General features: G+C 44.0%; 24 protein-coding genes. 13 read left to right on the top strand and 11 right to left on the bottom strand.

What is annotated here, in order from left to right; translation table 11 throughout:
• Positions 1–22: 22 nt before the first annotated feature.
• The 5 genes from AC3E9V_RS21970 to AC3E9V_RS21950 form a co-directional block, all read right to left on the bottom strand.
• Positions 23–799 (bottom strand): diaminopimelate epimerase, encoded by a 777-nt coding sequence (locus AC3E9V_RS21970; RefSeq protein WP_488750318.1) that lies wholly within the window; start codon positions 797–799, stop codon positions 23–25.
• A gap of 204 nt (positions 800–1003) precedes the next feature.
• Positions 1004–1357, bottom strand: coding sequence for a 50S ribosomal protein L19 (gene rplS, locus AC3E9V_RS21965; RefSeq protein WP_488750317.1), 354 nt, complete (start codon positions 1355–1357; stop codon positions 1004–1006).
• A 93-nt stretch (positions 1358–1450) separates the two neighbouring features.
• Complete coding sequence (gene trmD, locus AC3E9V_RS21960; RefSeq protein WP_488750316.1) at positions 1451–2125, bottom strand: tRNA (guanosine(37)-N1)-methyltransferase TrmD; 675 nt, start codon at positions 2123–2125, stop codon at positions 1451–1453.
• Positions 2122–2646: a ribosome maturation factor RimM gene (rimM, locus tag AC3E9V_RS21955; RefSeq protein ID WP_488750315.1), complete on the bottom strand. Its 525-nt coding sequence runs from the start codon at positions 2644–2646 to the stop codon at positions 2122–2124. Before rimM ends, trmD begins: the two co-directional genes overlap by 4 nt.
• An 11-nt stretch (positions 2647–2657) precedes the next feature.
• Complete coding sequence (locus AC3E9V_RS21950; protein WP_488750314.1) at positions 2658–3488, bottom strand: 30S ribosomal protein S16; 831 nt, start codon at positions 3486–3488, stop codon at positions 2658–2660.
• 200 nt (positions 3489–3688) lie between these two features.
• Here AC3E9V_RS21950 and AC3E9V_RS21945 point away from each other — a divergent pair, with 200 nt between their 5' ends.
• The 3 genes from AC3E9V_RS21945 to lpdA are packed head-to-tail and all read left to right on the top strand — an operon-like array spanning position 3689 to position 9424.
• Positions 3689–6403 (top strand): 2-oxoglutarate dehydrogenase E1 component, encoded by a 2715-nt coding sequence (locus AC3E9V_RS21945; RefSeq protein WP_488750313.1) that lies wholly within the window; start codon positions 3689–3691, stop codon positions 6401–6403.
• 11 nt (positions 6404–6414) lie between these two features.
• Entirely contained in the window at positions 6415–7974 is a 1560-nt protein-coding gene (odhB, locus tag AC3E9V_RS21940) for a 2-oxoglutarate dehydrogenase complex dihydrolipoyllysine-residue succinyltransferase (protein ID WP_488750312.1), read from the top strand.
• Between the two features lie 52 nt (positions 7975–8026).
• Positions 8027–9424 (top strand): dihydrolipoyl dehydrogenase, encoded by a 1398-nt coding sequence (gene lpdA / locus AC3E9V_RS21935; protein WP_488750311.1) that lies wholly within the window; start codon positions 8027–8029, stop codon positions 9422–9424.
• An 87-nt stretch (positions 9425–9511) separates the two neighbouring features.
• Here lpdA and AC3E9V_RS21930 read toward each other — a convergent pair whose 3' ends face one another.
• Together AC3E9V_RS21930 and AC3E9V_RS21925 are read right to left on the bottom strand one after the other, a co-directional pair.
• Complete coding sequence (locus AC3E9V_RS21930) at positions 9512–10321, bottom strand: hypothetical protein (protein WP_488750310.1); 810 nt, start codon at positions 10319–10321, stop codon at positions 9512–9514.
• Between the two features lie 52 nt (positions 10322–10373).
• Entirely contained in the window at positions 10374–10943 is a 570-nt protein-coding gene (locus AC3E9V_RS21925; protein ID WP_488750309.1) for a hypothetical protein, read from the bottom strand.
• 88 nt (positions 10944–11031) lie between these two features.
• On the opposite strand from AC3E9V_RS21925, the gene aspS reads away from it, so the two are divergent.
• Both aspS and AC3E9V_RS21915 read left to right on the top strand, forming a co-directional pair.
• The gene (gene aspS / locus AC3E9V_RS21920) at positions 11032–12786 is read left to right on the top strand and encodes an aspartate--tRNA ligase (RefSeq protein WP_488750308.1); all 1755 of its coding nucleotides are present in this window, start codon (positions 11032–11034) and stop codon (positions 12784–12786) included.
• A 217-nt stretch (positions 12787–13003) separates the two neighbouring features.
• A complete protein-coding gene (locus tag AC3E9V_RS21915; RefSeq protein ID WP_488750307.1) occupies positions 13004–13906 on the top strand; it encodes a glycerophosphodiester phosphodiesterase in 903 nt (300 codons plus the stop codon).
• On the opposite strand, the gene AC3E9V_RS21910 is transcribed toward AC3E9V_RS21915, so the two are convergent.
• Both AC3E9V_RS21910 and AC3E9V_RS21905 read right to left on the bottom strand, forming a co-directional pair.
• On the bottom strand, positions 13901–14878 hold the full coding sequence (locus AC3E9V_RS21910) for a tetratricopeptide repeat protein (RefSeq protein WP_488750306.1): 978 nt from the start codon (positions 14876–14878) through the stop codon (positions 13901–13903). The two genes, AC3E9V_RS21915 and AC3E9V_RS21910, sit on opposite strands and share 6 nt — an antisense overlap.
• 39 nt (positions 14879–14917) lie before the next feature.
• Complete coding sequence (locus AC3E9V_RS21905; RefSeq protein WP_488750305.1) at positions 14918–16492, bottom strand: amidohydrolase family protein; 1575 nt, start codon at positions 16490–16492, stop codon at positions 14918–14920.
• 74 nt (positions 16493–16566) lie between these two features.
• Here AC3E9V_RS21905 and AC3E9V_RS21900 point away from each other — a divergent pair, with 74 nt between their 5' ends.
• The 3 genes from AC3E9V_RS21900 to AC3E9V_RS21890 all read left to right on the top strand — a co-directional run bounded on the left by AC3E9V_RS21900 (position 16567) and on the right by AC3E9V_RS21890 (position 20283).
• The gene (locus AC3E9V_RS21900) at positions 16567–17100 is read left to right on the top strand and encodes a thioredoxin family protein (protein WP_488750304.1); all 534 of its coding nucleotides are present in this window, start codon (positions 16567–16569) and stop codon (positions 17098–17100) included.
• 75 nt (positions 17101–17175) lie between these two features.
• Positions 17176–17994, top strand: a complete 819-nt coding sequence (panB, locus tag AC3E9V_RS21895; protein WP_488750303.1) for a 3-methyl-2-oxobutanoate hydroxymethyltransferase — start codon at positions 17176–17178, stop codon at positions 17992–17994.
• Between the two features lie 60 nt (positions 17995–18054).
• Positions 18055–20283, top strand: a complete 2229-nt coding sequence (locus AC3E9V_RS21890; protein WP_488750302.1) for an NADP-dependent isocitrate dehydrogenase — start codon at positions 18055–18057, stop codon at positions 20281–20283.
• Positions 20284–20471: 188 nt separating this feature from the next.
• Here the strand turns inward: AC3E9V_RS21890 and AC3E9V_RS21885 are convergent, their stop codons facing one another.
• Positions 20472–21341 (bottom strand): hydroxypyruvate isomerase family protein, encoded by an 870-nt coding sequence (locus AC3E9V_RS21885; RefSeq protein WP_488750301.1) that lies wholly within the window; start codon positions 21339–21341, stop codon positions 20472–20474.
• Positions 21342–21488: 147 nt separating this feature from the next.
• Here AC3E9V_RS21885 and AC3E9V_RS21880 point away from each other — a divergent pair, with 147 nt between their 5' ends.
• On the top strand, positions 21489–23189 hold the full coding sequence (locus AC3E9V_RS21880) for a GMC oxidoreductase (RefSeq protein WP_488750300.1): 1701 nt from the start codon (positions 21489–21491) through the stop codon (positions 23187–23189).
• A gap of 1 nt (position 23190) precedes the next feature.
• On the top strand, positions 23191–23796 hold the full coding sequence (locus AC3E9V_RS21875) for a gluconate 2-dehydrogenase subunit 3 family protein (protein ID WP_488750299.1): 606 nt from the start codon (positions 23191–23193) through the stop codon (positions 23794–23796).
• Here the strand turns inward: AC3E9V_RS21875 and AC3E9V_RS21870 are convergent.
• Complete coding sequence (locus AC3E9V_RS21870) at positions 23793–24281, bottom strand: hypothetical protein (RefSeq protein WP_488750298.1); 489 nt, start codon at positions 24279–24281, stop codon at positions 23793–23795. The two genes, AC3E9V_RS21875 and AC3E9V_RS21870, sit on opposite strands and share 4 nt — an antisense overlap.
• 66 nt (positions 24282–24347) lie before the next feature.
• Here AC3E9V_RS21870 and AC3E9V_RS21865 point away from each other — a divergent pair, with 66 nt between their 5' ends.
• Genes AC3E9V_RS21865 through nuoB form a run of 3 tightly spaced genes read left to right on the top strand, consistent with a single transcriptional unit; the run spans position 24348 to position 26013 of the window.
• On the top strand, positions 24348–24977 hold the full coding sequence (locus AC3E9V_RS21865; protein WP_488750297.1) for an LON peptidase substrate-binding domain-containing protein: 630 nt from the start codon (positions 24348–24350) through the stop codon (positions 24975–24977).
• Between the two features lie 20 nt (positions 24978–24997).
• The gene (locus tag AC3E9V_RS21860) at positions 24998–25480 is read left to right on the top strand and encodes an NADH-quinone oxidoreductase subunit A (protein WP_488750296.1); all 483 of its coding nucleotides are present in this window, start codon (positions 24998–25000) and stop codon (positions 25478–25480) included.
• The gene (gene nuoB, locus AC3E9V_RS21855; protein ID WP_488750295.1) at positions 25480–26013 is read left to right on the top strand and encodes an NADH-quinone oxidoreductase subunit NuoB; all 534 of its coding nucleotides are present in this window, start codon (positions 25480–25482) and stop codon (positions 26011–26013) included. The genes AC3E9V_RS21860 and nuoB overlap by 1 nt, the downstream gene beginning before the upstream one ends.
• The last annotated feature ends 88 nt before the right edge of the window (positions 26014–26101 follow it).

Raw genomic sequence — 26101 nt, 5'->3', positions numbered from 1 at the left:
TTAAAGTTATAATGTAATTCATTTAATAGGTCACCTCGATGGCCCCTTCAAAAACTTTTTTAGCTGGTCCGGCAAGGTAAATATTTTCAAACGTATGATCCGAAATTCTATCAAAGGATACGGTGAGATGACCTCCTTTTGTTTCGATATGGACCGGACTTTCATAATCCATAAAACTGGCTGCCAATGCACAGGCAGTCACACCTGTTCCGCATGAAAGCGTTTCATTTTCCACTCCTCGCTCATAAGTCCTTACTTTGATTCCGTCGGGTCTTTTTTCTATGAAATTGACATTAGTGCCTGCTGGCTTGTATAGGTCGCTATAGCGAATTTCAGCACCGATTTTCACGATATCCGTATCATCTACACTATCTACTACCTGAATGTGGTGTGGGGATCCGGTATTGATAAACAGGTCTCCGTCTAGCTGCTTCACTTCATTTACATCATGTAGGTGAAAGTGATAGGTATCTCCATCAATAAATGCGTCGTGAACTCCGTCTGTCGTTTCAAATGTGGTTTTACCACTTATGATACCCAGGGATTCTGCAAAAGCAATTGCACACCGGCTGCCGTTTCCGCAAAGGCTTTTGCTTCCGTCAGGGTTGAAGTAGATCATCCGAAAGTCCAGGTCCGGGTGGTTTTGGATTAAAATTACCCCATCAGCACCCACACCCATCTTGCGGTCGCATAAAAATGAAATTAATTGACTGTTGTTAACAGGGAAGGATCCGGACCGATCATCGATCATCACAAAATCATTGCCTGTGCCCTGATATTTATGAAAGTGTATTTGCATTTGCGTTCAGCTTTCGTTTTTTGGTTACAAAAACCATACATTCATTCCGGATCGGGAATGATCCTTAAGAAACAGTGCAAAATAATGGATAAATCTGCCAAATAGTCAGGGCATACGGCAAAGATTGTCGGATTAGCAGAAAAAAAGAGCCACCCGGACGAAATGCCTGGGTGGCTCTTTTTAGAAAAATATTTTTATCTGCTATTAAAGCTTTTCTTTGATTCTTGCAGCTTTTCCTTTTCTTCCTCTCAGGTAGAACAGACGAGCTCTTCTTACGCGGCCTTTTCTCAGAAGCTCAATCTTATCAATATTGGGAGAAAGGATAGGAATGATTCGTTCTACCCCGATACCACTGGATATTTTCCTTACAGTAAATGTTTCACCACTTCCACCACGGTTTCTGATTTGAATAACAGTACCCTGAAATTGCTGGATTCGTTCCTTGTTTCCCTCCTTAATTTTATAGTGTACGTTGATTGTATCTCCAGGGCCGAATGCAGGGTATTTATCCTTTACCGCTTTATTTTCTTCCTCTACAAATTTTAATAGCTCGCTCATGTCTTTACTCACTTGAGTGTTTCTCAAAAAGGAGTGCAAATATAGATAAATAATCGAGAATGAAGAATTGACTACTAAGAATTATTCAAGTTTTTATTCCAATAAATCAGGTCTTCTTTTTTTTGTCCGTTTTACTGCCTGATCATGGCGCCATTTATCAATGTTGGCCTCATGGCCTGAGGTGAGTACATCGGGTATTTTCCAGCCTTTGTATTCGGCGGGCCTGGTATATACCGGAGGGGCAAGCAGGTTATCCTGAAATGAATCTGTCAGCGCGGAGGACTCATCATTTAAAACACCCGGAACCAACCGGATCAATGCATCTGAAAGGACCATAGCTGCCAGCTCACCACCGGAAAGCACATAATCACCGATCGTTATTTCCCTTGTGATCAGGTGATCCCTGACTCGTTGATCTACGCCCTTATAATGACCGCAGAGGAGGATCATGTTTTTATTTAACGACAGCTGATTTGCCATGCCCTGGTCCAGCTTTTCACCATCCGGAGTAAGATAGATCACCTCGTCATATTCTCTTTGCTCCTTTAGTTTCCGGATGCACTTGTCTATGGGCTCAATCATGAGGACCATACCGGCACCACCACCGTATGCATAGTCATCCACATTTTTATGTTTATTTGTTGAGTAGTCACGAAGGTTGTGGATGGCAATCTCAACCAAACCCTTTTGCTGAGCCCGTTTGACGATACTCTGATTTAGTGGTCCGTCAAATAACTCAGGTAAGCATGTAATGATATCTAACCTCATTCTTCAAGATATACGTCAAGCAATCCATCGGGAAGCCGGGTAATTACCTTTTTGTTAACCAGGTCCACTTCCAGTATGATCTTATCTTCCAGCGGGATTAAAACTTCTTTTCCGTTACAATTTACCCCTAAAAGCTGATTGTTGGGCAGCTGAAAAATCTCAGATACTGTCCCAATCACCTTTTGATCGTTCAATACCTCAAATCCGATGAGTTCATGGTAGTAATATTTTCCTTTTGGGAGTTTCGGTAGCTTACTGAGTGGAAGGTAAAGGTCTTTTCCGACAAGTTCGCTTGCAGTAGTTACGTCATCTACGTCTTCCAGAACTACCAGCGCCCGGTCACCCTGAAGTTGGATAGCCTCAATAAAAAAAGGAATCAATTTTCCATTGAATTCAATGAAAACTGATTCCATTTCTTTATAAGGGGAAGGATCGTCTACATCGAGGAAAAAAACCAGTTCTCCTCTCAATCCATGAGTCTTGACCACATTACCAAGATGGTAGCAATCATCAAAACCCATTTTCTAGCGAATTATCCCTCTTTCTTTTCTTCGTCTGAAGATTCGTCCTTGGAAGCTTCTTCTTTTTTAGCTTCTTCAGCCTTGGCCTCAGCTTTAGGCTCCTCTTTTTCTTCCTTAGCTTCTTCGGCTTTAGGCTCTTCTTTGGCTTCAGGTTCTTCCTTAGTTTCTTCAGCTTTAGGTTCTTGCTTAGCTTCAGCAGTTGGAGCTTCCTCCTTAGCCTCATCTTTCGGCTCTTCAGCTTTTTCTTCTTTCGGAGCTTCTTCAGTTTGAGTTTCTACTTTAGCTTCTGCCTCGGCTACAGCTTCAGCTCCTTCTTCTTCCAGAGCTTTTTCTTTTTCATCTGCATTTGCTTCGGCTACTTCAGCAGCAAGGGTTTCATCAGCAACTTTCTTTCTCTTGGCGATTGCTTCAGCCCTGGCCTGAGATACTTTCTTCTCAGCTTCAAGTCTTTCTTTCGCCTTAGCTGCTTTGTCTTTGGATAGCTGGTCAACTTTTCCCTGGATCTTGGCTTCTTTCTCATTCAGCCAGTCCTCGAATTTTTTGTCAGCTTCTTCCTGTGTTAAGGCTCCTTTCACCACACCGATCTGCAGGTGTTTTTTCATAAGGATACCTCTGTAAGAAAGGATCGCTCTTACGGTGTCCGTAGGTTGTGCTCCTTTCATAGCCCAGTCAAATGCTCTTTCTTCATTTAGAACAATTGTTGCCGGGTCGGTATTAGGATTGTACGTCCCTAACTTCTCAATAAATCTACCATCTCGTGGTGCTCTTGAGTCTGCCACTACTACATCGTACATGGCTTGCTTTTTGCGTCCTCGACGCGCTAGTCTGATTTTTACAGGCATAAATTGTTTTGTTTATGGAACTCGTCCATTCAAAATTTATTAAAGGACCGCAAAGATAAGGTTAAAATATGTATTTTGAAACCCGGAGATAAAATGTGAGAATTAATATAGATATTTGTTTAAGCGAATATGCGGTTTTCATATTAAATAATTGCGCCATATATTTGTTCCACCAAACAAAAAACAAACGCCCATATATAATGGACAAATATTCTTACATCTCCAATGCCGATGTGGGCTACATCGACGAACTCTATCAGTCTTACAAAAATAATCCCGAAAGTGTAGATGATTCCTGGAAGAAGTTTTTTGAGGGATTTGAATTTTCTCTGAAGAAGTATGGGGAAAACGGCGCTGGTGAAGAGCTTGAGGGTTCCAGGGAGATAAAGGTCAGAAATCTGATCTACGCTCACAGGTCCCGGGCACATTTAAAATCCGACACAAATCCGGTAAGGCAGCGCAGACAACATATGGTTCGCCTTGAGCTGGATAACTTCGGTCTTACTGAGGATGATCTGAATGAGGAATTTGAAGTAGGTAAGGAGATAGGCCTTGGTAAAGCCACATTAAAGGAAATACGCGATCGTCTGGAAAAGGTCTACCTGGGGCATATAGGATATGAGTACAACCACCTTCGTAACTCAGACATTTTTGAATGGATGAAATCCAAGGTGGAGACTGAGGGTGTGGATATCAATCCCGCTACTGATGAGAAGAAAAGAATATTGTCCAAGCTGAATGAAGCAGTGGTATTCGAGAATTTTCTTCACACGAAATTCCTGGGGCAAAAGCGCTTTTCCCTTGAAGGGGGTGAGAATACCATTCCTGCTTTGGATAAGATCATTCGAAAGGCTGCTGAGCTGGATGCTGAGGAGGTTGTTATCGGGATGGCTCACAGAGGACGACTCAATGTGCTGGCTAACATCATGGGGAAAACCTATGAGGAGATATTTTCCGAATTTGAGGGAAATACTGATCCTGACCTGACCATGGGTGATGGTGATGTGAAATATCATTTGGGGTATTCCAGTTATGTCCAGACAAACGGATCAAGAAAGATCTACGTGAAGCTGGCGCCAAACCCTTCCCACCTGGAGGCTGTAGACCCGGTTGTTTTAGGTTATACGCGTGCTCAGATCGATGACGAATACCGTGGGGATGTTCGAAAGGCAGTCCCCATCCTTATCCATGGAGATGCAGCAGTTGCTGGTCAGGGTATTGTGTATGAATGCATTCAAATGTCATTGCTGAGTGGCTACAGGACAGGGGGTACTATACATTTTGTAATCAATAATCAGGTTGGGTTTACTACAGATTATGATGATGCACGGTCAAGCATTTACTGTACTGATCTGGCAAAGATCGTGGATGCGCCGGTTCTTCACGTAAACGGAGATGATCCGGAGGCTGTGGCCTTTGCAGCAAATATGGCCGTGGAATATCGACAGAAATTCAACAAAGACTTTTTTATAGACCTGCTTTGCTACCGGCGACATGGGCATAATGAAAGTGATGAGCCCAAGTTTACTCAGCCTAAACTTTACAATATCATTGCCAAACACCCAAATCCTCGTGACCTGTATGTTAAAACTCTTATAGAGCGGGGAGACATTAGTGAGGAGCGGGCGGACAGTCTGGACAAGGAGTTTAAGAAACAACTTCAGGACAGGCTGGATGAAGTAAAGCAAAAACCGCTGCCATATAAGCCTCAAAAGATTGAAGAAGAATGGCATTTTCTGAGACGTTCCAAACCGGAAGACTTTGATCAGTCACCTGATACCAGTGTGGATGAAAAAGTATATCAGAGCGTGGCAAAAGCTTTAACTACCATGCCAAAAGGGTTTAAACCCCTACGACAGATAGACAAGCTTTTAAAAGAGCGCAAGGCGCATTTCTTTGAAACCGAAGAACTGAGCTGGGCAGATGCAGAGCTTTTGGCTTATGGGTCGGTACTCGCTGAGGGTAAAATTGTGAGGATGTCTGGTCAGGATGTGAAGCGAGGTACTTTTTCTCACCGTCATTCGGTTTTATTTGATTCTAATACCAATGAACCCTATAGTAATCTGAACCATATCCAGGAAAAACAGGAGCCTTTCAGGATCTATAACTCTTTGCTATCCGAGTACGGGGTACTTGGCTTTGAATATGGTTACGCCATGGCTACACCTAATGCTCTCGTGCTGTGGGAAGCACAGTTCGGCGACTTTTCCAATGGTGCCCAGGTGATGATCGATCAGTTCATTACCAGCGCTGAGACCAAGTGGCAACGCATGAACGGCTTAGTGATGTTGCTTCCTCATGGATATGAAGGTCAGGGTCCTGAGCACTCCAGTGCAAGAATGGAGCGCTTCCTCCAGATGACCGCTCAGGAAAATATGGTGATCGCGGACATTACCACACCGGCTAATTTCTTTCACCTGTTGAGAAGGCAGGTTACCTGGGAATTCAGAAAACCGTGTGTGGTCTTTTCTCCCAAGTCTTTATTGAGACATCCTAAAGTGATTTCACCAAAGGCTGAGTTTTTGAAAGGCTCTTTCCAGGAGGTGCTGGATGACGATTATGCAACTAAGAAGAATGTGAAAAAGGTACTCCTCTGTACAGGAAAGGTTTTTTATGATCTTCAGGAAGAGCAGCAAAAGAAAAAGATCAAGGATGTGGCGATCGTTCGTTTGGAGCAGCTGTATCCTTTTCCGAAAAAACAACTGGACAAAATACTGAAGAAATATAGTAACCCTAAATTGGTATGGGTGCAGGAGGAGCCGGAAAATATGGGAGCGTGGGGATTTATGCTTCGTATTTCAAATTTGAACCTGAAGCTGGTGGCCCGAAAAGCGATGGCTTCACCAGCTACGGGATACTCGAAAGTTCACAAGAGTGAGCAAGCAGAAATTGTTAAAAAAGCATTTGAAATATAACTAATCAATTTATGAGCCTTGAAATGAAAGTACCGGCGGTCGGTGAATCGATTACCGAAGTTACTGTGGCACAATGGACTAAAAAGGATGGTGATATCGTGGAAATGGACGAAATCATCTGTGAGTTGGAATCCGACAAGGCCACCTTTGAAGTAACTGCGGAAGCAGCTGGTGAATTACACATAAAAGCTGAAGAAGGTGAGAGTCTGGAAATCGGGGCAGTGCTCTGCGAGATTGATGAGTCAAAGGCGAGTTCCAACGGAAAAGCTGATTCTTCTAAGGAGGACAAAAAGGAAGAAAAATCTGAAGCGAAACCAACAGGAGAAGTGAAGGAAATGCATGTACCTGCTGTAGGTGAATCCATCAATGAAGTAACCATTTCTGCCTGGACTAAGCAAGATGGTGATTTTGTGGAGTTGGATGAGGTAATAGCTGAGATCGAATCAGATAAGGCCACGTTTGAGCTTACGGCAGAGGCCAGTGGTACTTTGAGGATAGAAGCAGAAGAGGGAGCCACATTAGAGATCGGGGCTTTGATCTGTAAAATCGAGGTAGCTGAGGGAGGAAAATCCACTTCTGAGTCTAAACCAGCCGAAGGTAGCTCTTCAGCATCTGCAAGTCCTGATAAGGGATCATCTAAAGAGACATATGCTACAGGTCATGCTTCGCCGGCAGCTGCTAAAATTCTGGAGGAAAAAGGTATATCGCCTGACCAGGTGAAGGGTACTGGCAAGGATGGACGTATCACCAAGGAGGATGCGATGAATGCTGAGAAGCAGGCTCCGAAAAAAGAGGAGAAGAAAGAAACTCCTAAAGAAGAGAAAGCATCCAGGCCTTCTTATGAGGCTCCCGATATCAAATCTGGGGTGAGTCGGGAAGAAAACCGACAAAAAATGACGTCTTTGCGTAAGACCATTTCCAGGCGATTGGTTTCCGTGAAGAATGAAACGGCGATGCTCACCACTTTTAATGAGGTGAATATGCAGCCGATCATGGATATCCGTAAGAAGTACAAAGAATCATTTAAAGAAAAGCATGAGGTAGGACTGGGATTCATGTCCTTCTTCACCAAGGCAGTTTGCATGGCTTTGCAGGATTGGCCGGCTGTTAATGCAGCTATCGATGGAGAAGAGTTGGTTTATCATGATTATTGTGACGTGTCTATTGCTGTATCTACTCCTAAGGGACTTGTGGTGCCGGTGATCAGAAATGCAGAGTCACTGAGGTTTGATCAGGTGGAGAAAGAGGTCATTCGCTTAGCTACCAAGGCCAGAGATGGCAAGCTCAGTATTGAGGAAATGCAAGGCGGTACATTTACCATTACCAATGGTGGAATTTTCGGTTCTATGCTTTCCACTCCGATAATAAATGCTCCTCAGTCTGCCATCCTGGGGATGCATAATATTGTGGAACGTCCGGTAGTGGAGAATGGAGAGATTGTGGTAAGGCCTATTATGTATGTGGCCTTGTCCTATGATCACCGGATAATTGACGGTAGAGAATCTGTAAGCTTCCTGGTGAGGGTGAAAGAGCTTCTGGAGGATCCAACCAGACTTTTACTTGGTGTATAAACAGATCATTCATGTGCTTGCGTTGGATTGCAGGCTTAAAAAATAAACTACAATGGATTACGATGTAACCGTAATAGGCTCAGGGCCCGGTGGATATGTTGCGGCTATTCGAGCTGCTCAGCTTGGATTTAAAACAGCTATTATTGAGAAATATCCTACCCTTGGTGGGACTTGTCTAAATGTGGGGTGCATTCCGTCTAAGGCGCTTCTTGATTCTTCGGAGCATTATCACAGTGCTGAGACCACTTTTAAGGAACATGGGATTGATATCAATAAACCCAGGGTAAACCTGAAGCAGATGATCAGCCGAAAGGCCGAGGTTGTGAAGCAAAATGTAGATGGTATCGCTTTTCTGATGAAGAAAAATAAAATTGATGTGCATCAGGGGGTGGGATCTTTTAAAGACAAGAATACCATCGTTATCAAATCTGATAAGGACGAAAAGACGGTTACCTCCGAAAAGGTGATTATAGCTACCGGCTCTAAACCTGCTTCATTACCCTTTATTGACATTGATAAAAAGCGGGTGATCACGAGTACCGAAGCCCTTGAGTTGAAGGAAGTGCCAAAGCACATGATCGTGATTGGTGGAGGTGTTATCGGTTTGGAGCTGGGGTCAGTCTACGCACGCTTGGGATCTAAGATCACGGTAGTAGAGTATTTGGATAGCCTTATTCCTACTATGGACCGTACGATGGGTAAAGAGCTGCAAAAATCCTTAAAGGGACTTGGTTTTGAAAATCATCTGAGCCATAAGGTGACTGAAGTGAAGAGTACGGCGAAGCAGGTCACAGTAAAAGCTGAAAACCCAAAAGGGGAAACCGTAGAGTTTAAAGGAGATTATTGCCTCGTTTCTATAGGCCGCAGACCTTATACTGAAGGCCTCGGGCTTGAAAATGTAGGAATCGAAACGGACAAACAAGGACGGATCGAGGTAGATGGGCACCTGAAAACCAATGTGGATAATATCTGGGCGATAGGAGATGTAGTGAAAGGCGCAATGCTGGCTCATAAAGCGGAGGAAGAAGGCGTTTTTGTGGCTGAGCAGTTTGCCGGACAAAAGCCACATATCAATTATAACCTGATCCCGGGTGTGGTGTATACCTGGCCCGAGGTAGCAAGTGTTGGGTTTACCGAGGAGCAATTGAAGGAGCAGGGCAGAGCCTATAAAACAGGCAAATTTCCTTATAAAGCACTTGGAAGAGCCCGGGCTTCTATGGACCTGGAAGGGCTTGTGAAAGTACTCGCAGACAAAGAAACCGATGAAATACTGGGCATGCACATCATAGGAGCCAGGGCAGCGGATATGATCGCTGCAGGAGTTACTGCGATGGAATACAGAGCCTCAGCTGAGGATGTGGCACGCATGTCGCATGCACACCCTACCTATATGGAGGCAGTGAAAGAAGCTTGTTTAGCAGCTACTGAAAACAGGCCCATACACATATAAGAGGATGGATCGAGTTTAACCAAAAATTGTTATCCCTGGGAAAATTAAGGAAGAAACCCAATGGATCCAGGCTGGAATCTTAAAAATTTAAAGCCTTAAGCCGGGTATCGATACACACCCAATGTACCAAAAGCCCAATGTATGAACAAAATCGAAGGTTGCTTCGTCAGTGATATGGGTAGAAACAGCCGAGGTTTTGTTTGCTTTCTGGTAAGATAGTTGACATTTCACTACAGCTTTGTCTTCATTTATTTGAACGGAGGTAATTTGTATTTCCTCAAAGTGTACTTCCAGCGTATCAAAATGGCGGCTCAACCACTCTGCGAACTGTTTGCTGGGAATCGTCTCACCCTGATGGGTAATTTCGGAGGATAAAGTAGCGTCTATAAATTCAAAACTTTTCTTTCCCAGCATTTCAAGAAATTCCGTCGCGTACCTTTTAAGGTCTTCTTCATCATTAGGGTGAAACTCCTCGTAAGTTAAGTGTGTAACCATACCAGGAACGTTTATCACCTGGATTTCATGCTCCAAAAGTTCTTCATAAATGAATCGATAGACCTCTTGTTCCGGAACTTCATAAATGACATCCAGGGCCATGTTGTTTTTTGCCAGTAAGTCCAATACCTTTTCAAGAGCTGCTGATAGTTCTCCATCTTTAAGGTTCTCTGGAGAAGGTAGATCAGGATTATTGAGTATGTCTTTGATTTTACGGGTTTCAGGATGCTCGGATGCTTTTTCAAAAGCCATGATGTGATCCAGCCATTGTGATTCTATTTCTGCCGGGATCTTACCTTCTCCGCTAAAAAACTCTGCACCCTTTTCTGCTTTGAGTTTGAGTTTTTTAAGCTCGTTTTCGAACGTTAGCCTGTCTTTTTCCGGGTCATTTTCATTCTTCATAACGAAAAGATAATAAAAAGACTCGTATTTGGAAGTCGCTACAAATATCGCTTTATCCTTTGATCCTCACACTCTCCATCATTTTCTTCACGGTGTCTTTCCATTCAGATCGCATACGGGCTGGGGCAGTAAAGTTGAATAGCAGGACTTTGTTGTTTCGGATGGTGTACATGATGTAGGTGTATTTACTTATGGACTCACGTTCACCGAAAGTACTTTCTTCACCGGTCATTTTGGAGATAAATTCATACACCACAAATTTGCGCCCGCCTATTTCCTGAATATCTTCCTGAATAAATTCCACCTGATCAAACAGGTTTAGTATGTTGGATTTGTGAAAGTCTTTCAGGATCTCATAATCTGAGGCTGCCCAGGTACTGCTGTTTTCATTAATGCCCAGGTCTATTCTTCTGTCCATACTGGTAAACATGGCAATCGGCATCCTGGAAGAAACATACTTGCTGTAAAGTTCTGCCTGATCCATTGGCACAAAAGAACTCGGAATTTCCATGGAAATGTAATTGTTGACCTTTACACGTTCCAGTGGGATTTGGGAATGTGTCTGAGAACTCGCAACCATAATAACAATTAAAAGTATCCAAAGCTTATTGTATGACTTCATCAGGTTTCAGGATTTATTTATTTCAAAGCTAAAACTATTGTTAAATTTGCCGCTGTTTTATCAGGTATTGTAGCGAAAAAATATAAAAATGTTAAGAACTCACACTTGTGGCGAACTACGAAATGAGCACATTGGCCAGGAAGTAACACTTTGCGGATGGGTCCAAAAACTAAGAGATAAAGGCGGAATGGTCTGGATAGATGTTCGCGATAAGTATGGCATCACCCAGCTGATCTTTGAGGAAGGTCAGACAAGTGAGGAGGTGATCTCCCAGGCACGAGAGGTGGGTAGGGAGTTTGTAATATCCGCATCCGGTGCAGTAGTAGAGCGTGTTTCTAAAAATGATAAAATACCAACCGGAGATATTGAAGTAAAGGTAAAATCCCTGTCTGTTCTCAATAAATCCAAGGTTCCTCCATTTATCATCGGAGACGATACTGACGGAGGAGAGGATCTGCGGATGAAATACAGATACCTGGATCTCAGGAGAAATGTGGTCAGGAAAAATCTGGAGATGCGCCATCAACTCCTGCAGAAGACAAGAGCTTATCTTTCTGAGCATCTTTTTACAGAGGTGGAAACACCCTACCTGATAAAATCCACACCTGAGGGAGCCAGGGACTTTGTGGTGCCCTCACGCATGAACCCAAATCAGTTCTATGCGCTACCACAATCCCCCCAGACCTTTAAGCAGCTGCTGATGGTCTCAGGATTTGACAGGTATTTTCAGATTGTAAAATGCTTCAGAGATGAAGATTTGCGAGCAGACCGACAGCCTGAATTTACACAAATAGACTGTGAGATGTCTTTCGTGACCAGGGAAGATATTTTAGAGACTTTTGAAGGCCTCATTCGTCATCTTTACAAAGAAATAAAAGACATTGAGTTAGGAGCACTTCCACATATACCTTACTCTGAGGCGATTTCAAAGTACGGATCTGATAAGCCTGATCTACGGTTTGGCATGGAATTCACAGAGCTGAATGACCTGGCTCAGGGCAAAGGATTTATGGTCTTTGACAGTGTAGAGCTGGTTGTTGGGATCAACGCGGAGGGGTGTGCTGAGTATACCCGAAAACAATTGGATGAGCTTACGGAATTTGTGAAAAAGCCCCAGGTGGGAGCTAAGGGTCTCGTCTATGTAAAATGCAATGAGGACGGAAGCTTTAAAAGCTCTGTTGACAAATTTTTTGATCAGGAAGCATTGAAGGGCTGGGCTCAGAAGTTTGGGGCTAAACCGGGCGACCTGCTTCTGGTCCTTGCCGGCGATACAGCGAAAACCAGAAGGGCGTTGTCTGACCTGAGATTGGAGATGGGATCCAGACTTGGTCTCAGAGATAAAAATAAAGTAGCAGCGGCATGGGTCGTGGACTTCCCATTACTTGAGTGGGATGAAGAGACCGAACGATATCATGCGATGCACCATCCTTTTACGTCCCCAAAAATAGAGGACCTGGATAAGCTTCAGTCTGACCCTGGAAGTGTGCGGGCAAACGCTTATGATATGGTGGTAAATGGTGTTGAGCTCGGTGGTGGCTCCATCAGGATACATGACCGGGAGATCCAGTCACAGATGTTTGACGCATTAGGTTTTACTAAAGAAGAGGCGCAGGCCCAGTTTGGTTTTCTGCTGAGTGCATTTGAATACGGAGCACCACCACATGGAGGTATTGCTTTTGGTTTTGACCGTCTTTGTGCTTTATTCGGCGGTCAGGACAGTATTCGTGATTTCATTGCATTCCCTAAAAATACTTCCGGAAGGGACGTAATGATCGATTCGCCATCAGCCATTGATCAGGATCAATTGCAGGAGCTGCATCTGAAGCTTACCAAGCCGGAATAATGGCTAAAAAAATGCCGGGTGATTATTCAGAAATGATGCGGTATTTTCGTAATTTCATGTGTTCAAAGTTTCCAAAATAAGCGGTTTGCTGCCCAACTTTGATTGCGGCCGGCCAGGCATACCTGGTTGGACTTGGCGTCCCCGTATTCTCAATGTTTGGGTCGGACCGCGTAGGTTGAGCATCATGCTCATTTTATGTAATCATTGCACTAATGAAATGACTAAGAAGTTTCTTATTTATTCCACTCCGTTTATCATTCTCTTTCTCTGCTTTGCAGTGTTTGAACCATGGATCTATCTGCATATTGTTGCCAGTGGAGAGATCGATAAGGATCTAAAAGGGAAAAAGTTTGAGGTGATTGCTCACAAGGGAGCCTCAGGCACTGCGCCTGAAAATACCATAGCTGCTTTCAAAAAAGCCATTGATCTGGGAGTGGATATGATCGAGCTGGATGTCAGGAACACGAAAGATGAGGAGATCATTGTCTTTCATGACGAAACCCTGAACCGAACCACAAACGGTACGGGACTTGTGCACGACCATACATTAGCCGAAATCAAGGAGCTTGATGCCGGATCGTGGTTTGATCCTGCTTTTCGAGATCAGAAAGTACCTACGCTGAAGGAGGCCCTTGATTTTATAAACGGCAGATGCAAGGTTTTGATTGAGATCAAGCATATGGATCATCCTCATTATCATGATTTTGCTGAAAAATTGATTGATGTTATCAGGCAGGAAAAGAATGGTTACGACTGGATTATTTTACAGTCTTATGAGACGGCTTATCTGGAGGCTGCACATGAGTATGATGATCACGTACAAACCAAGAAGCTTATGATTGGAGAGGATTCGGCGCCTTTGATTTCTTTTTATGTAGAGACGAAACTCCACCTTGGCCGGGCAAAGGAAGATGACCGAATGAAAGCACTGAATCCGGAATACCATACTTTATCTACCAGAAGGGTCTTTAGAATGCATGCTCGAGGATTTGAGGTTTACACTTATGCAGTCAACAATAAGGAAGATATGATCAAGATGCTTCATATGGGTGTAGACGGAATTATTACAGATTACCCGGAGAGGCTTATGGAGGTTAAGCGAGAGATTGAAGCGCTATAGGTCTTTCAGAGACAGCAGATCTACCTCCGCAGCAATATATCCAAATGCATCCCATCGGGGACTTACGGTGATGCGAAATAGAATTTCTCGTGCTTTGTCCAGGCTGCCATTGTATGCGTACCAGTTTCCCACACCATATGCGAGGGTCGGCTCCAGGGCTTCTTCTGGCATTCCCTGTTTTGCTTCATTCAGGAGTGTTTCGGCATCATATATGCCCTTATACATCAGCAGACGTTTATGATAGGAAGTGTTTTCGATAATAGTCATATCCCTGCTGATGGGTTTCAGTAGTTCTTTTGCAGCATTATTATTCCCAATTTTTTTGTAGGTCATATAAAACCAATCTGTTGTCGCAACCAGCAGATCATCATTGTCACAAAACTCCATGCATTTTTTGTAAGCAGAAATAGCTTTGTCATAATTGCCTTTCAGGTAGTAAGCCAGCCCCAGATGGTACCAAATATTGAACTTAGTATTGGACAATGGCTTATTCAGGCGGTTAGGTATCCCGTCCGGTTCTGTCTGATTTTCATGAGGTCTGGCATAAAAGGCGGCTCGCTGCAGGTCCTGGATGGCATCATCAAATTTTCTTAGCGTAATGTATCTGTGTCCCCTGTGGCGTAACAGCCGGTACGAATTAGGGAACTTATCCAGGCCAACCGAATAGATCCTGATAGCTTCTTTGTAGTGACCGAGGTAGGCCAGCCTGCGACCATACCAGATAATATTTGCCAGGTTATCAGGTTCCTGTTCGTAATTTGCCTGAGCGGTAGCCAGCTCTCTTTGTCCTTTTTCCTTCACCTCGTCTGACAGGGGAATTTCGTCGAGTACTTTACCAAGCAGGGAAATGACCTTATCAGAATTTTCCACGACCCTTGCCGGAGGTTCAGCTTCATCTTTCCTGGATTGGGTTTCTATACATCCGGAAAGTATGAAAATGAATGAGTTTAAGATTAAAAAATGATGTTTCATCGCCTGGTTACTGATTAATAAATTTATCAAATATTGACGTTAATCCCAATTGGGGTAACCAGGCTGTATGATATCACCTTCTGCCTCTTTGGCTTCTTTCACCATCTCCCTGATGTCTTTGAGCAAAGCCCTGGCATCATAAATGATCCCATCTTTGATGGTATAGCTTACTCCTCCAACGCGGGTTACTTTATTGTCTTCCGTGAGCTTAATTGCCCCGGTTCCGTAAAGAGACTTGAGATTAGCAAGCGGATTCTCTTCCAGTAGTAGTAGATCGGCATATTTTCCAGGCTCCACAGTACCGATTTTATCATCCATCCCCAGGGCTTCGGCTCCCATCAAAGTTGCCGACCGGATAACCTCTAGCGGATGAAAGCCTGCCTCCCGCAAAAGCTCAAGCTCACGGATATAAGCAAAACCAAACAATTGAAAGATATATCCTGAATCAGAGCCGGTAGTGACTCTTCCACCCCGGTTTTTGTATTCGTTTACAAAGGTCATCCAGAGCTGGTAATTTTTCTTCCAGGCCACTTCCTGCTCAGTACCCCAGTAGTGCCAGTAAGATCCGTGAGAGACCTTGCTCGGCTGATAAAATTCCCAGAGAGAGGGGAGTGTATAGTCCTTGTGCCAATCTGCCTGACGGGCGCGCATCAGGTCACGGTTTGCTTCATAGATGTTAAAAGTGGGGTCCAGTGTGAAATCTCGATCGAGTAAGGTATTCATCACCTCATTCCACTTTTCAGAATAGGGCTCAGCAGCCTGCTCCCATAACTTACCTGCTTCTTCAAACCGGTGCTGCTCGTTTTGGTAGTTATAGTCTACCGGGTAATTCTGAACAATACGATCTTCAAACATAGCTTCTGGAAGCCCATACCAATGCTCCATGGTAGTAAGTCCCCATTCGGACGAGTTGAGCACATTAAGCCATGTCACGTTCACTTGTGCATGGTGACAGGCTGATCCCAGACCCAATCTTTTGTTTTCTTCCAGGGCAGCCTTCATGATATCCGGACGAGCTCCAAAAAACTTGATACCATCAGATCCCGCATCTGCATTTTCACGCACCCATTTCACAGCATCTTCAGGAGTATTTATCTCACTACCCATTCCAAATCCTGTATAGGAAACAATGCGCGGAGCTGTAATCTCATTCTCAGCACTTCTTTTTTTATGAGCTAGTGTCCAATCCCTTCCCCTGAAGCTACCTGGCTCACGAATGGTGGTTATGCCGTGTGCCAGCCAGAGTTTAAAAACGTATTCAGCAGGAGTACTTTTGATTGAGCCTATATGACCATGCATGTCTATAAATCCCGGAAGTACGTACATGCCTGCAGCGTCTATTTCTTTAGCTCCGGCTTTTGCCTGGGGTCTTGATGATGAGCTTATCTCTACCCCGGGATGACCAACGGTAGCCACTTTTACGATCTTATTTTTCTCAATGACAATATCCACAGGTCCGATAGGTGGAGCTCCGTTACCGTTGATCAGAGTGGCGCCCCTGATGATCAGTTGGTCAAAAGGTCCTTCACCTTCTGTTCGGCCTGGCGCGGGTGTTTGAGAAAAGACATTTAATGACAGCCCTAAAACAAAAGCAAGAACTAATGAGTATTTCATTTCAGTTGGGTTAATATTGATGAAGTTTTTTAAAGCAAAAAGATAACTGATTTATGGCACTCACACCATCTGGAATGTTACCATTAGGAACAAAAGCACCGGATTTTGAACTCATAGATGTTGTTTCCGGAAAAAAGATAACTCCTCATGAGGTATTGAGAGAAAAGGGGCTGCTGGTGATGTTTATATGCAGGCACTGTCCTTATGTGGTCCATATTCAGGATGAGCTGGCCCGTGTGGTTGATGATTATATGCCAAAAGGTTTTGGAGTCGTGGCAATCTCTTCAAACGATATAGAGAACTACCCTGACGACTCCCCGGAGAATATGATAAAGCAAGCTCACGAGGTGGGTTTTCATTTTCCATATCTGTATGACGAAACTCAGGAGGTAGCCAAAGCTTTTCAGGCTGAGTGCACACCCGATCTGTTCCTTTTTGATCATGAACTCAGTCTGGTCTACAGAGGCCGGTTGGATGAGGCTAGCCCGGGTAATGATAAGCCCGTGAATGGTAAAGATTTAAGGGGAGCATTGGACCTTCTGTTAGCTGGTAAGGCTATACCTGAAGAGCAATATCCGAGCATGGGTTGCAATATCAAATGGAAGTAGGCCAATCCATTTATTATAAGCGGGGATTTTATTAATTTGCGGCTCCTTACACAGGTAAGCACTCCAAAAAGAACTATGAGTAAAGCTCAGGGAAAATTCAGGAAAATAACCACACATCGGCTGCAGGAGATGAAGGCCTCCGGAGAGAAGATCGCGATGCTTACTGCTTATGATTATTCGATGGCCAGAATCCTGGATGGTGCCGGGATTGATGTATTGCTCGTAGGAGATTCCGCTTCCAATGTCATGGCCGGCAATGAGACCACACTGCCCATCACTCTTGATCACATGATCTGGCACGCCACTTCTGTGGTAAAAGCAGTGGACCGTGCACTGGTTGTGGTGGATGTACCATTTGGCAGCTACCAGGGAAATAGCTCAGAGGCTTTGCGTTCCTGTATCCGTATTATGAAGGAGTCAGAAGCGCATGCCGTGAAAATGGAAGGCGGAATTGAAATAAAGGAGAGCATCAGCAGGGTATTGTCTGCGGGCATACCTGTGATGGGACACCTTGGGCTCACCCCTCAGTCCATTTACAAATTTGGTACATATACTGTACGGGCAAAAGAAGAAGAGGAGGCCGAAAAGCTAAAATCCGATGCCCGGTTATTACAGGAAATCGGCTGCTTTGGGATTGTGCTGGAAAAGATCCCCGCTGCTCTGGCTAAGGAAGTGGCAGAGTCCGTAGACATTCCGGTCATAGGTATAGGCGCTGGTGCGGACGTAGATGGTCAGGTTTTGGTCGTTCACGATATGCTTGGCATTACTCAGGATTTTAAACCCCGTTTTTTGCGTCAGTACGCAGATCTAAATAAAATTATTGGTGAGGCTACTACTAATTACATAAACGACATCAAATCCAAAGATTTTCCAAATAAGGAAGAAAGTTATTGATAATTGATAGATAGATTAATCACCACGGCCGGATATGTGGCCTAAATTTTAGACGTAAATATGACAAAACAAGCATCAAAGATCGTTTACACGAAAACGGACGAGGCTCCGGCATTGGCAACCTATTCTCTGCTGCCTATTCTTGAAGCATTTGCAGCTCCTGCCGGAGTTTCATTTGAAACGAAAGATATTTCCCTGGCGGGCCGAATTATCGCCAGCTTTCCTGAGAGATTGACAAATGAACAGCGGATTTCTGATGCTTTAGCAGAACTGGGTGAACTGGCTAAAACGCCGGTAGCCAATATCATCAAATTGCCAAATATCAGTGCTTCTATTCCTCAATTGGTAGCTGCAATTAAGGAGCTCCAGTCTCAGGGCTATGATCTGCCCGATTATCCTGCTGAACCTAAAACCGAGGAGGAAAAAGCGATCAAATCTAAATACGATAAAGTAAAGGGGAGTGCTGTAAACCCGGTATTGAGGGAAGGTAACTCAGACAGAAGGGCACCCAGGGCCGTAAAGGAATATGCTAAGAAAAACCCACACTCTATGGGTGAATGGGCTTCTGATTCCAGGTCTCATGTGGCAAGCATGAGCGAGGGGGATTTTTATGGAAGTGAGAAATCAGTGACTGTAACTAAAGCCGGACACGTCCAAATACAGCATGTAGGCTCTGACGGAAAGAAAACAGTACTCAAAGAAAAGGTAGCTCTGCTGGAGGGAGAAGTGATAGATTCCGCAGTTATGCGAAGAAAAGCTTTGAGGTCTTTTCTTGAAAATGAAGTGGAAGATGCGAAAAAACAGGGAGTTTTATTTTCAGTTCACCTGAAAGCCACTATGATGAAGGTGTCAGACCCGATCATTTTTGGGCATGTGGTTTCAGTCTTCTTTGCACCTGTTTTTGAAAAACATGCCACTACTTTCAGAGAGCTGGGCGTAGATACGACTAATGGACTTGGTGACTTATATTCCAAACTTCAGTCACTGGATGATACAAAGAAAAAAGAGATAGAAGCGGATATTGAGGCATGCTATCAGGAGCGTCCCGAGCTGGCGATGGTTAATTCTGATAAAGGCATTACGAACCTCCATGTACCAAGTGATGTCATCATTGATGCTTCTATGCCGGCAGCTATCCGTACCAGTGGTAAGATGTGGGGACCCGATGGGAATCCCAAAGATGCCAAGGCCGTGATTCCTGACAGATCATATTCAGGGGTCTACCAGGAAGTGATCGATGACTGTAAGAAAAACGGAGCATATGATCCTACCACAATGGGTAGCGTGTCAAATGTAGGCCTGATGGCGCAAAAGGCCGAGGAATACGGTTCTCATGACAAGACTTTTGAAATCCCGGCTGACGGAGCAGTGCAAGTGGTAGATCAGGATGGAAACGTGGTTATGGAGCATCAGGTGGAAGCTGGTGATATCTGGAGAATGTGCCAGGTAAAAGATGCTCCTATTCAGGACTGGGTAAAGCTGGCTGTAAATCGCGCTAAGGAAACCGGGTCTCCGGCAGTGTTTTGGCTGGATAAAAATCGTGCTCATGATGCACAGCTGATAGAAAAGGTAAACAGGTACCTGAAGGATCACGATACTTCTGATATAGAGATCCACATTATGTCTCCTGTGGAGGCCACCCGGTTTTCTGTTGAGCGAATCAGAAAAGGATTGGATACCATATCAGTAACCGGTAATGTTTTGCGAGACTATTTGACAGACCTCTTTCCGATCCTGGAAGTAGGAACGAGCGCCAAAATGCTCTCTATTGTACCGCTTATGAACGGAGGAGGTTTGTTTGAAACGGGTGCCGGAGGGTCTGCTCCCAAACACGTGCAGCAGTTTGTAGAAGAGGGTCACCTAAGGTGGGACTCACTGGGTGAGTTTCTGGCTTTAGCTGCTTCTCTGGAACATATGAGTAATAAAAATGATAATCCACGAGCCAAAATTCTGGCTGAAACATTGGATCAGGCTACAGGTAAGCTTCTGGATAATGGCAAGTCACCATCAAGAAAAGTCAATGAACTGGATAACAGAGGTAGTCATTTTTACCTGGCTCTTTACTGGGCAGAAGCACTGGCTAACCAAACTCAGGACTCAGAGCTGAAAGCGCGGTTTGAGAAAGTGGCTAAGGAGCTTGCAGACAATGAAAAGCAAATAGTAGACGAGCTAAATGGAGCTCAGGGCTCCCCGGTAGATATAGGAGGTTATTACAATCCTACTATAGAAAAAGTAAGTAATGCTATGCGACCTAGCAAAACGCTAAATGATATTATTGCAAGCGTTTAAGAAATAATATTTGCATCAAAGGAGAAAAGGCTGTTCATTTTTTGGCAGCCTTTTCTCTTTTTGATATCTGGCATTTAGCTATTCAACAATTCCATCTGTTGAAATGAATAAATTAAGCTGGAAAATCATTTCTTTATTTGTGAACCTTTCTAGCTATTTTATTAGCCCAGTCAAAAAGTGATGGGCCTTTAAACATCACAGATTTCTACACCTTCTCTCAATGACGCAAAGACATCCTCATTTTTAGGGATAAACTCCTGAGCTACATGACCGGTGAAACCGGTTTCTACAATTGCTTCCATAATTGCCTTGTAATTTAGCTCCTGGGTTTCATCTATTTCATTTCTGCCGGGCACACCGCCTGTATGATAATGTGCGATGTATGGGTGGTATTTACGAATGGTAGCTATGATATCACCTTCCATGATCTGCATATGATAGATATCATAAAGGAGTTTGAAATTTTCATTGCCTACTTTTTCACATAGTTCTACTCCCCAGGGAGTGTGGTCGCACTGATAGTCCGGGTGATTTACCTTGGAGTTCAGGAGCTCCATGCAGATGGTTATATCATATTCAGCTGCTTTCTTCACTACAGGGTCCAGTCCTTTTGCACAATTTTCCAGCCCAACCTTATCGTCCATCCCTCTGCGGTTTCCTGAAAAGCAGATAATGTTTTTCAGACCGGCATCAGCGGCTTTTGGAATCAGATCAAAGTAGTCTTTTTTTAGCTGTTCATGGTTTTCAGGATCATTAAATCCATCAGTAAGACTAAGGGGTACGCAATTGGACATAGCACACGTTAGTCCATATTTCTGCACGACTGGCCACTCATCCGGGTTGAGCAGGTCGATAGAAGAAATGCCTATATCCACAGCTGCTTCACAAAGTTCCTCGAGAGATTTGTCATTATAGCACCACCGGCATACAGAGTGATTTATTTTGTTGCCGACAGTGACCTTTTTATTTTTTTTCTGAGAAAAAGTTGGGATTCCCATAAATCCCATGGCAGTAACCCCCAAAATATTTTTCAAAGCAGCTTTTCGCGTAATTTTCATAGTCTTTTCTTTAGTGAATAACAAAATACTTATTCAATTGTCAATTGGAAACGTTTTCATTAAAAAATCTACAATAAGTGCCCGGAAAGTTGACTTATTATTGTTTAGATTGGAAATTCAAAAAATTTACCCAATGACAATTATTCAATGAACCTCAATACTAAAGCAAAAAATCAAAATACGTACGATGCTATTGTTGTCGGTACAGGAATCAGCGGCGGATGGGCAGCCAAGGAACTTACAGAGAAAGGACTGAAAACGTTGGTGCTGGAGCGAGGCAGAATGGTAGAGCATCTAAAGGACTACCCTACAATGAACAAACATCCCTGGGAGCTACCACATGATGATCAGGTAACTGACAAGGAGATGGAAGATTATAAAGTGCAAAGCAGAACAGGCTATACAATCAAAGAGTCTACGAAGCACTGGTGGGTTAAGGATACGGAGCATCCGTATACTGAAGTGAAACGATTTGACTGGATCAGAGGATATCATGTAGGAGGGAGATCCTTGCTATGGGGGCGTCAGTCTTACCGATTGAGTCCCATGGACTTTGAAGCCAATGGCAAAGAAGGGATTGGTGTAGACTGGCCGATCCGATACGAAGATATGGCACCGTGGTATGACTATGTGGAGTCTCATGCCGGCATTAGCGGCCAGGCAGAAGGACTCCCTCAGCTTCCGGATGGTAAATTCTTACCCCCCATGGATCTCAATTGCCTGGAGACGCATGTGAGAGAAAGCATCGCTAAAAATTATGATGACCGGATCCTTACCATTGGCAGGGTAGCTAACCTTACTCAGAACCATAATGGTCGGTCGCATTGTCACTTCAGGAATTTATGCATGCGTGGATGTCCGTTTGGCGCTTATTTCAGTAGTCAGTCCAGTACGCTGCCTGCAGCTGCGGCCACTGGTAATATGACTTTACGACCAAACTCTATTGTTACGGAAGTGCTTTACAATCCTGAAACACGTAAGGCTTCCGGCGTTCGTGTACAGGATGCGGAGACAGGTGAAACTCAGGAATTTTATTCAAAAATTGTCTTTTTAAATGCCTCAGCATTAGGGTCAACATGGATTCTCATGCATTCAAAAAGTGAGTATTTCCCTGAAGGAATGGGTAATGCTTCTGGTGAGCTTGGTCATAACCTGATGGACCATCACTTTAAAGCAGGAGCTGAAGGTGAATATGAAGGTTTTGAGGATCAATACTATACAGGTAGGCGGGCTAATGGTATTTATGTCCCACGGTTTCGCAACATCGGGGAAAAGCACCCGGATTTTATCAGAGGATACGGCTATCAGGGAGGCGGCAGTCGTGGAAACTGGCGGTCTGCAATCAGGGAGCTGGGAATAGGTGAGGAGCTGAAGGAAGAGATCAAAACACCTGGCCCATGGAGAATGGGACTTATGGGTTTTGGTGAGATGTTGCCTTATCATGACAATAAAGTCTCTCTCAACTACGACATGCTGGATAAGCATGGGTTGCCCACTTTCATTTTTGATTGTGAGTTTAAAGAAAATGAGCTGGAGATGAGAAAGGATATGCAGGCTTCAGCAGCCGAAATGCTGGATAAAGCAGGTCTTAAAAACGTACGTACTTATGATGATATTGGTGGACCGGGACTGGGCATTCATGAGATGGGGACTGCTCGTATGGGGCGTGACCCAAAAACCTCGGTTTTAAACAAATGGAATCAATTACATGAGGTAAAAAATGTTTTTGTGACGGATGGAGCAGCAATGACCTCATCTGCTTGTCAGAATCCGTCCCTCACATATATGGCTTTGACGGCAAGAGCTGCAGATTATGCAGTAAAAGAGTTAAAAAGTAGAAATCTGTAACATGGAAAATATTAAGAGAAGAGAAGCTCTGAGAAGGGCCGCATGGATCATGGGAGGAGCCCTGACAGCTCCTACTGTTGCCGGATTGATAAACGGGTGTACTCCGAGTCCTGAGCTCACATGGAACCCTACGTTCTTTTCTGAGGATCAGGCTAAGCTGGTGATGGAAGTGGCAGAACGAATACTGCCTGAGACGGATACACCCGGAGCAAAGTCTTTAGGCGTTCCTGGCTTTATTGAAGAAATGGTAAGTCTTTGTTATGATCCGGCTGAAAGAACCAGGTTTATGGAAGGACTTGAAGAGTTTTCGAAACTGTGCAAAGAAAATTACGGTGGTCCTTTTGTTGAGTTGGGGAAGGAAGATCAATCAACGGTGCTGACGAAACTCAACCAGGCAATACGAGAAATTGAGACTGTAAGAGGTAAGCCGGGAAGGCTCTCGGGCAGTGAGGGCTTTTTCTGGAAAATGAAGGAGCTGACGCTGGTAGGTTACTACACTACGGAATATGGAGCTACCCAGGCATTACAATATGTGGCTGTGCCTGTGGAATACAATGGGTGTGTACCCATTGAGGAGGCAGGGAATGGAAAGACCTGGGCTACTTAATCAAAGTTCTCAACCAGTTTACAACCTAGTTTTTCGATTATAGGTTTTAATCTTTCTTTGAGCTTATCAGGGTTATCACCGATGAGCTCAAATTTGTTCTCCGGTTCTACCTTAAGAAAAGCAGTATACTCCACAGATTGTGCATTATGTACATGACCACTGTATGAGGTTATTCTCTGGCCCATTTTAACTTTATTGATGAAGATTCTGTCAATCTTTTGATAGGTTGTAACTGTTCCTTTTTTCAGTCCTACTATCCAGTACAGGTCAGCTATTTGCTTTTTATCCGTGTTGATTTCCAATACATAGTAGGAAGACCAGAGTGTAGGGAGTAAAAAAGAAATAAGGATGGCTAGCGGCACGGCATACATTTCGGGTAGTTTTAAAAATGCAGCCATGATGAGCATAAAAACCAGAACGGTTCCGGCCAGCCTGAACTGCCACGGAACAATGCGACCTTGATTTATGCGTATAGGAATTGCCATAGTTTTTGGAAGTGATTTTTTCCAAAACTAATTCAAACTCTATAAAAGTTTTGATGTTATCACAATATGGAAAAGCAATTGGCATTGTTTCCTTTAAATCTTGTGGCATTCCCCGGAGAGAAACTCAATCTCCACATTTTTGAGCCACGCTACAAAAAGCTTGTGAATGATTGCTTGAGGGAAAAAACAACCTTTGGTATCCCTTCTTATGTATTGACTAAAATTGAGTATGGTACAGAGGTGAAAATTGTGGAAGTGACAAAAGCCTATGAGGACGGGAGAATGGATATCAAGACTGAGGGAATTAGGGTATTTAAGGTGAAAGATTACCAAAACCCCTGGGAGAATAAAGAATATGCGGGGGGCGTAGTGGAGCTTGTGAAGCCGAAAGATGAGCCGGACCCACAACTGAACCTTAAAGTGGTGGAGTTGGTCAACATCCTTTTTGAGTGGTTGCACGCAGAAGAGGATATTACTGTACAGGAGGAAAATGTACTCTATGATATCATTCATAAGATCGGTCTAAAGCCGGACGAAGAATATCTGATCTTAAAGATGGAGTCTGAGGTGAAGCGACAGAAATACGTCATTGAACACCTTGAAAAACTGATTCCGGCCCTTGAGAGAGCTGAAAAGGCCAGAGAAAAAATCAGGATGAATGGACACTTCAAGCATTTAGATCCTTTGAAATTCTGAGCATTGTGTAATTTTCAGGCATGATTGAGATATCCGGATTTGGAGTGGCCTTATTGTTTATCATTGGCGGGGTAGGATTTGTATTGATTACCTTGTTAGTTGGTAAAATACTACGGCCGGTAAGACCTAATGAGGAAAAAGAAACGACTTATGAATCGGGTGAAGAACCCGTCAAATCAGCCTGGAATATTTTTAATGTCAGGTTTTATGTGATTGCACTGATTTTTTTACTGTTTGAAACAGAATTGGTTTTTCTTTTTCCATGGGCGACAGTTTTTGCTGATAAAGAGATGAACGCAGGAACGGAAGGCCTCTGGGGGACGTTTTCGCTGGTAGAGACTTTCATTTTTGTGGGTATTTTACTACTGGGGCTGATTTATGTCTGGGCTAATGGCATGCTGGACTGGGCAAAACCCCGTCCCACTGAATCGGATTACAGGTCCAAAATACCTCAGTCTGTTTACGAAAAAGTCAATAAGCGATCCTTTAAACAAGAGAAGTAATGGGGCTATTAGATCAGCAATTTGGACAGGGTGGCATCATAGTTACCAAAGCGGATGATCTGTTAAACTGGGCCAGGCTTTCCAGCCTGTGGCCGATGGGTTTTGGACTGGCTTGTTGCGCTATTGAGATGATGGGTGCTTATGCCTCAGGGTACGATATGGACCGGTTTGGTGTGTTACCCAGGGCTTCTCCCAGACAGTCAGATGTGATGGTAGTAGCGGGTACGGTTACCTTTAAGATGGCTGATCGAGTACGCAGGCTTTATGAGCAGATGGCTGAGCCTCGTTACGTCATTTCCATGGGTAGCTGCTCCAACTGTGGAGGTCCTTACTGGGATCATGGGTATCATGTGGTAAAAGGCGTGGATAAGATCATACCTGTGGATGTGTATGTGCCCGGATGTCCGCCACGGCCGGAAGCCCTGATCGGCGGCTTTATGAAGCTCCAGGAGAAAATCAGAGGTGAGTCATTGATGAAACCTGACGCGCTGGAAAAATTGATGGCAAAACGAAAAGCTAAAGAGACTGCCTGATACTATACCTGATTTGAAAACGAAGATATTTGCCTATTCTGAGATCATTACCGGCTCAGGTAACGAGAAGAGCCGGGATTATTTGAAT

It is taken from the genome of Marinoscillum sp. HNIBRBA16962, assembly GCF_057801515.1.
This window is presented reverse-complemented; position numbering and strand designations above follow the sequence as displayed.